The sequence below is a fragment of the Paenibacillus xylanilyticus genome (assembly GCF_009664365.1).
GTDB lineage: Bacteria > Bacillota > Bacilli > Paenibacillales > Paenibacillaceae > Paenibacillus > Paenibacillus xylanilyticus_A.
Genome location: NZ_CP044310.1, coordinates 1 through 10,000, shown reverse-complemented (window position 1 = coordinate 10,000; position 10,000 = coordinate 1). Strand labels below are relative to the sequence as shown.

The following is a 10,000-nucleotide window of genomic DNA, read 5'->3' as shown; positions in this document are numbered from 1 at the left end:
GTTCCTGATCGACAACGTCCATACCAATGACAACATCGCCCTCATCCAGCGTGATCCCTTTTACCCCGGTTGCACTTCGTCCCATGGAACGAACATTACCTTCCGAGAAACGAATAGACATTCCGTTTGAAGTACCCATGATGATCTCTTGCTGACCATCTGTGAGTTTAACCTCTATGAGAGCATCGTCATCACGCAAGGAGATACCGATCAGACCACCTTTGCGGATATTGGTATAATCCTCAAGCGGTGTCTTCTTCACTACACCCTGACGGGTGGCAAAAAACAGATATTTGTCGCTCTCAAATTCCTGCACCGGAATCACGGCGTTAACCGATTCTCCCTGTTCAATCTGAATCAGGTTGATAATCGGTGTTCCACGAGCTGTACGTCCAAGCTCTGGGATCTCATAAGCTTTTAGACGGTATACCTTACCCTTGTCCGTAAAGAACATGAGGTAGTTGTGAGAGTTGGTTACAAATAGATGCTCGACAAAGTCGGTATCCTTGGTATCCATGCCCACGACTCCACGTCCGCCACGCTTCTGACTGCGATATGTCGATACCGGCAGACGCTTCACATAGCCCGTGTGTGTAATGGTAATAATAACCTCTTCACGCGGAATCAGATCCTCATCCAGGATGCTTTCTTCCCCAATAGTGATCTCTGTACGGCGATCATCACCGAAGCGCTCACGAATTTCTTGCAGCTCTTCACTGATAATTTCGAGTACCAGATGCTCATTGGCCAGAATCTCGCGATACTCCGCAATTTTGACCATAAGCTCGTTATATTCATTTTCAATGCGTTCCCGTTCCAGTCCTGTAAGGCGCTGCAAACGCATATCTAGAATCGCTTGAGCCTGATCATGACTAAGCGAGAATCGCTCAATCAACCCTTCTCTAGCTGCATCTGTATTGCTGGAGGAACGAATCAACGCAATAATCTCATCGATATGATCCAGTGCAATGCGCAAACCTTCCAGAATATGTGCACGGGCTTCCGCTTTTCTCAATTCGAATTGTGTACGTCTGCGAATAACCTCAATCTGATGCTGCAGGTAGTGGTACAACACTTCGCGCAGATTCAGGATTTTGGGCTCCTTATTCACAATTGCAAGCATATTGATGCCGAAAGTGGACTGCATTGCTGTGTGCTTGTACAGATTGTTCAGCACAACACCCGGGTTCACATCTCTGCGAAGCTCAATGACAATGCGCATGCCGGTACGGTCCGATTCATCCCGAAGATCCGTAATACCATCAATTTTTTTGTCGCGAACCAACTCAGCAATCTTCTCCACCAGTCTTGCCTTATTGACCTGGTAAGGAATCTCGGTAACAACGATACGTGCCTTGTTGTTATTTTCCTCGATGTTCGTTTTGGCCCGCATTGTAACAGAGCCGCGGCCTGTCTGGTAAGCCTGACGAATACCGGAGCGTCCCAGAATATAACCTGCTGTTGGGAAGTCTGGACCATGAATGTAATCCATCAATTCCATGGATGTAATATCCGGATTTTTGATCATGGCCTGAACGCCGTCAATCACCTCTCCCAGATTATGAGGAGGGATGTTCGTTGCCATACCTACCGCAATCCCGCCGACACCATTGACAAGCAAGTTAGGAAAACGAGCAGGTAAAACAACGGGTTCGCTCTCTTCACCGTCATAGTTCGGTTGGAAATCGATCGTATCCTTGTTGATGTCTCTAAGCATCTCCATAGCAATCTTGGACAAACGTGCCTCCGTATAACGCATGGCTGCCGCCATGTCGCCATCGACGGATCCAAAGTTACCATGTCCATCAACATGCATGTAACGCAGGGAGAAATCCTGTGCCATCCGTACCATCGTTTCGTATACGGCAGAGTCACCGTGCGGGTGATACTTACCGATAACTTCGCCGACGATTCTGGCTGATTTTTTATGTGGTTTATCGGGTGTCATGCCTAGCTCTGACATTGCGTACAAAATACGCCGGTGAACCGGCTTCAATCCGTCACGTACGTCAGGCAGGGCACGGCTAACAATGATGCTCATCGCATAATCCATAAACGATTCACGCATCTCGACGCCAATATCCCGATCTTTAATCTGCGAGTTCATTTCTTCCGCCATGCTGGACCTCCTTCTTGTCCTTCAACAAACGTTCCATTCAGTCATTAAAATAGTATATGTGAAAAGCCTAACAAGGCTAAAACCGCGCAAGAACGCTACTCTTTATTATATTACTTTCACAAAAGTTACACAATTAAACGTCTGCTGGGTAATAGCCTTTCTTCCGGGAACTTTGAGCAGTCTGGGGATTAGCCCTGCCTTCCTCTCCGTTTACACATACAATGCTAGAAAAGCGGCATATGTACTGCGTGTATTAAGGCTGGTGCCGTTCCCGTTCTACGTCCAAACTAGCAATTGTGCAGCCAAACGCACAAAACGTCATATTTCTCTATTATACCACTGATATCATCTCTTGTCCTTTGATTTCTCCGTACTGCTGCTCTTAGGGAACTTGATAAAACAAGAAAGGACTGGTGGCTTCTTGAGTATCCAGCGTGTCTCCAGCAAATGGACCAAAACAGTGGTGCTGCAGCGCAGCCGTACTGTGAATGAATATATCCCTGTCACAAGGCAATACGATCGCCAAACTCTTGAACGAATGACCGAACTGTTTGAGCTCAATTATATTAAGCCTGACCATGGGACGTACGGTAATGGGGTAATGCGAGTAAAAACAGTCCACGCCTTCAGTGAACCTCCAACCTCAGATCACTCCAATGCAGAGGAGGACATTACTGACGATCCCTCCCTTGCCGAATCCAACTCACAGGATCTGGAGACTTCCTCACTCCAGGTTACAACCTATGAGCTCCAATATGGCACGAAACAGGAGTTTTATCCGACTCTTGATGAGCTCCATCAAGCTCTGGAAGAGCGAATTCAGGGACACCTTTACCTTATTCAGCAGGGCATCCCTCTCCTCAAACACGAAGATCTGCCATTTGACTTACGCGTGCTCACGCAAAAGAATCTGAAGAACAACTGGGAGACGACGGGCATTCTCGGCAGAATTGCTGCACCGGGCAAAATCATAACCAATATTCACGGTGGCGGACGGCTGGCCACATTCGAAGAGCTGGTTCTCCCCCATCTCCAAGCAACCGGATTACAGAAGCTGCGCAGCGAGCTTTACCGACTCGGTATTCATACTGCTGTTCAGTTGCAAAAGTCATTTCCAAGACTCAAAGAGATCGGTATTGATATTGCCCTCGATGAAACAGGCCGCCCCTGGATCCTGGAGGTCAACACACTGCCAGGTATCTATGCCTTTGGCTTACTGCCTGACAAAGAGGCCTATCGCAGGATTAAACGATATGCAATTGCCTACGGCAGGCTGCCCTCCAAAAAAAAGAAAACATCACGTCATGCTGCCAAACCACAAGCTTCCTCTTCTAAAGTGAAAAGTCGGGCACGCTAATTTTTGGATTCACAGTTTCCATGGCCCGCGAAAGTAAAAAGGCGCCCAGCAGGCGCCTCTTCCCGTATCATCAGATATCGAGGTTTTTCACATATTTTGCATTTTCCTGAATAAAGTCACGACGAGGTTCAACATTATCTCCCATCAGAGTGTCAAACATCGCGTCCGCAAGCATTGCATCACTGATCGATACTTGCAGCATCGTCCGGCTTTCAGGGTCCATCGTGGTTTCCCACAGTTGTCCGGCATTCATCTCGCCAAGACCTTTGTAACGTTGGACGTTAAACTTGGCATTTTCACCGAGACTCGCAATAATTTCATCACGTTCCTTCTCGGAGCCGGCATAACGAATCACTTTGTTGCGCTCAATTTTGAACAATGGCGGTTGTGCAATGTACACATAGCCTGCCTCAATAATTTTACGCATGTAACGATACAGGAATGTCAGCAGCAGGGTCCGGATATGAGCACCATCGACATCCGCATCGGTCATCAAAATGATTTTGTGATAACGGGCTTTCGAAATATCGAAGTCATCGCCAATCCCCGTACCCATTGCAGTGATGATCGCTCTGATCTCTGCGTTACCGAGAATTCGGTCCAGACGGGCTTTTTCTACGTTCAGAATTTTACCGCGCAGCGGCAGGATCGCCTGGAAATGACGGTCACGACCCTGCTTCGCAGAACCACCTGCAGAGTCACCTTCGACGATGTACAGTTCACTGATCGAAGCGTCCTTGGAGGAGCAGTCAGCCAGTTTACCTGGCAGGGAGCTCACTTCAAGCGCACCCTTACGTCTTGTCAATTCCCGGGCCTTACGTGCGGCTTCACGTGCACGAGCAGCTTGCAATCCCTTTTCCAGAATGCGGCGGGATACCGAAGGATTCTCTTCCAGGAACTCCTGAAGCTTCTCGGCAAACAGGGACTCGACAATTCCGCGCACTTCGCTGTTACCCAGCTTCGTCTTGGTCTGTCCTTCAAACTGCGGCTCAGGAATCTTGACGGAGATAATAGCCGTAAGACCTTCACGTACGTCATCCCCGGACAAGTTACCTGTGCTGTCCTTGATTACACCCGCTTTGCGGGCATAGTCATTAATGATCCGGGTCAATGCACTCTTGAAGCCCGATTCATGCGTTCCACCCTCATGCGTATTGATGTTGTTGGCAAATGAATAAATATTCTCGGTGTAGTTGTCATTGTATTGCAGGGCAACTTCCACCTGGATATTATCTCTGGAGCCTTCAACGTAGATCGGAGTTTCATGCAATACTTCACGCTTTTGGTTCAGGAAGGAGACGTATTCGATGATCCCCCCTTCGTACATAAACGAGTTCGTTGCACCTGTGCGCTCATCTGTCAGCGTAAGACCAATACCCTTGTTGAGGAATGCGAGCTCACGCACACGAGTAAGCAACGTTTCGTAATCATATACTGTGGTCTCCGTAAAAATCTCCGGGTCCGGGTGGAACGTAACCGTTGTTCCCGTTTCATCCGTTGTTCCCAGTGTTTTCAGGTCATACTGCGGCGCACCACGGCGGTATTCCTGTTGATACACATGTCCGTCACGTTTAACGGTAACGACCACTTTTTCGGAGAGGGCATTCACAACAGAGACACCGACCCCGTGCAAACCACCGGATACCTTGTATCCGCCGCCGCCAAATTTACCGCCTGCATGGAGCACGGTCATAACAACCTCTAGTGCAGGACGTTTCATTTTGGCATGCTCGCCGACAGGGATACCCCGTCCGTTATCGACGACAGTGACGCTGTTATCTTCGTGAATACTGATCTCAATATGGTCACAGTAACCCGCAAGCGCCTCATCGATACTGTTGTCCACTACTTCCCAGACCAGATGATGCAGACCTTTGGCACTGGTGGAACCGATATACATCCCCGGACGCTTCCGTACGGCTTCCAGTCCTTCAAGGACTTGAATTTCATTCGCATCATATGACGGTTGATTCATAGACATGCCTTTCACCTACTTCTATAGATTCAATATCGTAAATATGCGTTAACTAAGAATGCATGCTGAATGATCATCTTTGCTTCGTTTCAGCAAGTAGTCCAAACTAAAGACAAGCAGCAGAAGGCATACTATACCCTCCCTGTAGAGCTCTAAAGATCAGGAAAAATGTGAGCCCGCTTCTTAAGCGTGGCTGAGGAAATAGGTGAATAGTACACGATATTCTTGGTCACGACAATAGACTTGGCTTCCTCTTCACCGATGCGTTCCACTGTTTTTTCCTGCTCGGCATGCGTGACATACTGCTTGGAGATTTTAGAGGATTTTTCAATCGATATATCAAAAATAGCGACCAATTCGGAAGAACGGATAATTTTCTCGCCGCCCAGATGAATGTACATGTCCCCTCACTCCTTAGCGTTCAACCTGTCCGGCATGAACATGATAAATACTGGCATCTTTGAGCTTGTCAACGTTCAGGCTCTCGATTCCCGTAGCTGTAATAAAGGTTTGCACCTTGCTCTGGAACGTTTCGATCAGCTGCGTCTGACGAAAAGGATCCAGCTCGGACAACACATCGTCAAGCAGCAGGACCGGATATTCTCCGATTTCTTCGTGGATCAGTTCAATCTCCGCAAGTTTAAGGGACAACGCCGTTGTGCGCTGCTGCCCCTGCGAACCATACGTTTGTACTTCCCGGTCGTTAATGAAAAAGGACAGGTCATCCCGGTGCGGCCCACTAAGGGTTGTGCCCCGGCGAATCTCCTGCTCTTTCATTTGTGATAATTTTATCATAAATTGGTCCATTAAAACAGCTTCATCTTCCTCAGCGGCTTCGCTGAAGGATGGAAGATAGGCCAGACGCAGCACTTCCCCGCCTCCGGTGATCCCCTGATGAATGGTTTCGGCCCACTTTTGCAGTTTCTTTATGAATTGTTTCCTTTTTTTGACGATTTTAACACCATGTTCAGCCAGCTGTTCATTCCAGATCTCCAGCATCGTCTGGGCAGAGGCATCCTTGCCCCATAGCTGTTTCAGCAGATTGTTTCGCTGGACGAGCACTTTCTGATACTGCTGAAGATGGTACAGGTAGCCTGGTGCCACCTGGCCGATCTCCATGTCAAGAAACCGGCGGCGTACCCCCGGTGTGCCTTTGACAATCTCCAGATCCTCCGGTGCAAACATGACTACATTGAGTGCACCGACAAAATCACTTAACTTTCGCTGCTCAAGCCCGTTGATCTTGGCCTTCTTCCCTTGTTGCGACAAAGACAGCTCCAAATTGACGGTTCCATACTTTTTGTCGACTTCTGCTGCAAGTCTGGCACGTTCCTCACCGAAACGAATCAGCTCCTTGTCGCGGGATGTACGGTGGCTCTTGGTGAGCGCAAGCACAAAGATGGCCTCTGCAAGATTGGTCTTCCCTTGGGCATTTTGCCCGATTAACAGATTCACTGGACCGAAAGATTCCAGCTTCAGATGTTCATAATTGCGGAACTGCTGCAGATCAATGCTGTTGACAAACAAGCGGTTAACCTCCCTTTTATCCCGTCCGTCAGGAGGCAGCAGGGATCAAACTGTTTATTCTGCGGCAACTTCGAACGCGCCTTCTCCGTCCACCTCAACGATATCCCCAGGGTATAACTTGCGTCCCCGGCGTTCCTCTGGCTCTTTATTCACACGTACAAGTCCTTCCTGAAGCAGGGCTTTGGCCATGCCTCCGGTCGGAATGCAATCTGCCAGTTTCAAAAATTGGTCAAGCTTAATATATTCCGTACGAATCGTTACTCGGTTCACTGGAATCTTCCTTTCGTTAGTTGGTCGTCCGGTACGGCAAGATGACGTAAAGGCTGTGACTGTCATCCAGCGGTTTCAAAATGATCGGGCTCATGACACCAGTAAAAGCGATCATCAGCTGCTCACTCTCCACCACTTTCAGCACATCCAGCATATATTTGGAGTTGAACGAGATTTTCAGCGGATCACCGGTAAATTCGGCCGGTTCAATTTCTTCTCTTACTTTTCCCAGCTCAGAAGAGCTTGATGAAATTTCGATCGTTCCGGATTCCATCGTTTGCATGCGCACAATGTTGGTTTTCTCTTCACGCGACAGCAAATAAGCCCGGTCAATCGACTCACTTAATTTTTTTGTATCCAAAACAAGTTCTGTTTTGTACGAAGTCGGAATAATTCTAGAAGTATCCGGATATGTTCCGTCCAAAATGCGTGAATAGAACAGGACACGGTCAATTTTGAACAGGACCTGGTTGTCAGCGACTACGATATCCACAAGCGTATTTTGATCAGGCACGATTTTGCTGAGTTCGTTCAGCGTTTTACCCGAAATGACGACATTGTTGAAACGCACTCCCTCTGCATTATCCAGCATTGCTGAACGAGTAGCAAGACGGTGGCGGTCTGTTGCCACAAATTTCAACTCATTGTCAGCAAGGCTCCAGAGTACACCTGTCAGGATTGGAGTTGTCTCATGGGTGGAAATGGAGAATACCGTTTGTTTCACCATGTTTTTGAGCAGATCACCTGGAATGGATACCGTTTGGTTCTCTTCAATGCTTGGCAATACCGGGAATTCCTCCGGATCCAAACCTACGAGCTGAATTTCGGTAGCACCTGCCGAGATGAAGGTGTTGAAATTGTCTTTGACCTCCATGTGGATTTCCTGGGAAGGCAGTTTCTTGATGATCTCGACAAAAAACTTGGCTGGGAGTACAACACTACCTGGTTGTTCAACCTGAACTACGCTTTTATCTCCCTCTTCAAGCGGGATAAAGGATTGAATCGATATATCCGTGTCACTTGCTGTCAACGTCACACCTTGATGATTAACGTCGAATTTGATCCCGCTCAAGATAGGGATTGTGGTACGGCTGGAGATGGCTTTGGATACATGCTGGATGGATTCGTTCAAGTAGCTTTTCATTATGCTGATTTTCATGGTTTCACTCCTAGCGGATTTTTTGGCTGTTTGGGTATTGAAAGGTGTTAAACAAAAGGCCGAAGGCCGAGCTTTAAACGGCGTATTTGGAGATGATATCTTTTAGATCTTTTTAGTAATAATAGTAATAGGGGCACTGAATATGTGGATAAGTGGGTACAAACCCATAAAATTAAGCCTATCCACATGTGTACACGTTGTGCATAGGCTTGGGACTTGTTCAGGTTGGATTCTTAATTTTTTCGGTTAAGTTGTTGATAACTTTGTAGAGCTCCTGATCGGATTTGATCGATTGGGAGATTTTTTCGTGCGCATGAATCACAGTCGTATGATCTCGTCCTCCGAAGGCTTCCCCAATTTTGGGCAGGGAGAAATCGGTTAGTTCACGCGATAGATACATGGCAATCTGTCTAGGGAAAGCAACGGCTTTGGTCCGCTTCCGTGCTTTGAAATCTTCAAGCTTAAGGCTGTAATACTCGCCGACCTTTTGTTGGATGTCTTGAATAGTGATCATTTTAGGACGGCTGGAAGGAATGATATCCTTCAATGCTTCTGCAGCCAGATGAGTCGTAACGTCTTGATTCGTCAGTGAAGAGTAGGCTACCACCCGAATTAGTGCGCCTTCCAGTTCACGAATATTGGTATCGATCTGGTTGGCGATGTACATCATAGCTTCGTTAGGAATATCGAGGTTTTCCGCACGCGCTTTTTTCCGCAAAATGGCGATCCGTGTCTCGAGATCCGGAGGCTGGATATCCGTAATGAGTCCCCATTCAAAGCGGGAACGAAGCCGCTCTTCCAGAGTCGGAATTTCCTTCGGTGGTCTGTCGCTGGAGATAATGATCTGTTTCCGTTCCTCATGCAGCGCATTAAACGTATGGAAAAATTCCTCTTGTGTTGATTCTTTTCCCGCCAAAAACTGAATATCATCTATAAGCAGAATATCGACATTCCGGTACTTGTTCCGGAAGCTCTCCCCGCGGTTGTCACGGATGGAGTTAATGAATTCGTTCGTGAATTTCTCAGATGACAAATAAACAACCTTGCTCCCCGGATCATGCTCCAAAACGTAATGGCCAATGGCATGCATCAAGTGGGTTTTGCCGAGTCCAACTCCCCCGTATAAAAACAAAGGATTGTATGCTTTGGCGGGCGCTTCAGCGACCGCCAGCGATGCGGCATGGGCAAAGCGGTTGCCTGGTCCAATGACAAATGTATCGAATGTATATTTGGGATTCAGCATGCTGAGAACCGCTTCTTCCTGAACTACCGTAGGCGTTGGCGCCGGCAGCTGCGGATCCGGTTCAGCAGGCTTGTTCTCTTCGATGACAAATTTCACATCGACTTGCTTGCCTAGCAGTTCATATACTGTCGAGCCTACCAATTTGGTGTAACGGCTCTCCAGCCATTCGACGGCAAACGTAGTCGGCGCGGAAATGACAATAGAATTGTCATTCAGCTTCGTTGCTTTGGTTGCTTTGAACCAGGTATCGAAGCTGGGTTTGCTGAGCTTGTTTTGTATGATTGATAAAATTTGCTGCCATAAATCAGAAGTATGGCTGTCCACAGACTGTCACTCCTTTTACATGTTCC

The 10,000-nt window shown here is 47.7% G+C and carries 8 protein-coding genes (1 of these 8 cut by a window edge); 1 reads left to right on the top strand and 7 read right to left on the bottom strand.

Annotated features, from left to right (window positions below; translation table 11 throughout):
* Window positions 1-2,119, bottom strand: partial view of a DNA gyrase subunit A gene (gene gyrA, locus F4V51_RS00040; RefSeq protein ID WP_153976410.1) — the 5' portion only. Its footprint begins 434 nt before the window's first position; 2,119 of the gene's 2,553 nt are visible here — the first part of the coding sequence; its start codon is at window positions 2,117-2,119; its stop codon lies off the left edge, out of view.
* A gap of 421 nt (window positions 2,120-2,540) precedes the next feature.
* Between gyrA and F4V51_RS00035 the strand changes: the two genes are divergently transcribed.
* Window positions 2,541-3,476 carry a YheC/YheD family protein gene (locus F4V51_RS00035; protein ID WP_153976409.1) on the top strand — a complete coding sequence of 312 codons (936 nt, stop codon included), beginning with the start codon at window positions 2,541-2,543 and terminating at the stop codon, window positions 3,474-3,476.
* A 70-nt stretch (window positions 3,477-3,546) separates the two neighbouring features.
* On the opposite strand, the gene gyrB is transcribed toward F4V51_RS00035, so the two are convergent.
* From gyrB to dnaA, 6 genes are all read right to left on the bottom strand, one after another.
* On the bottom strand, window positions 3,547-5,457 hold the full coding sequence (gene gyrB, locus F4V51_RS00030) for a DNA topoisomerase (ATP-hydrolyzing) subunit B (protein ID WP_095293521.1): 1,911 nt from the start codon (window positions 5,455-5,457) through the stop codon (window positions 3,547-3,549).
* A 146-nt stretch (window positions 5,458-5,603) separates the two neighbouring features.
* Window positions 5,604-5,852, bottom strand: coding sequence for an extracellular matrix regulator RemB (gene remB / locus F4V51_RS00025; protein WP_095293520.1), 249 nt, complete (start codon window positions 5,850-5,852; stop codon window positions 5,604-5,606).
* A gap of 13 nt (window positions 5,853-5,865) precedes the next feature.
* Window positions 5,866-6,978, bottom strand: a complete 1,113-nt coding sequence (recF, locus tag F4V51_RS00020; RefSeq protein WP_095293519.1) for a DNA replication/repair protein RecF — start codon at window positions 6,976-6,978, stop codon at window positions 5,866-5,868.
* A 54-nt stretch (window positions 6,979-7,032) separates the two neighbouring features.
* Window positions 7,033-7,248 carry a S4 domain-containing protein YaaA gene (gene yaaA / locus F4V51_RS00015; RefSeq protein ID WP_056697580.1) on the bottom strand — a complete coding sequence of 72 codons (216 nt, stop codon included), beginning with the start codon at window positions 7,246-7,248 and terminating at the stop codon, window positions 7,033-7,035.
* 16 nt (window positions 7,249-7,264) lie between these two features.
* Window positions 7,265-8,407 (bottom strand): DNA polymerase III subunit beta, encoded by a 1,143-nt coding sequence (gene dnaN, locus F4V51_RS00010; RefSeq protein WP_127537619.1) that lies wholly within the window; start codon window positions 8,405-8,407, stop codon window positions 7,265-7,267.
* A 220-nt stretch (window positions 8,408-8,627) separates the two neighbouring features.
* Window positions 8,628-9,974, bottom strand: a complete 1,347-nt coding sequence (dnaA, locus tag F4V51_RS00005; RefSeq protein WP_153976408.1) for a chromosomal replication initiator protein DnaA — start codon at window positions 9,972-9,974, stop codon at window positions 8,628-8,630.
* Between the last annotated feature and the right edge of the window lie 26 nt (window positions 9,975-10,000).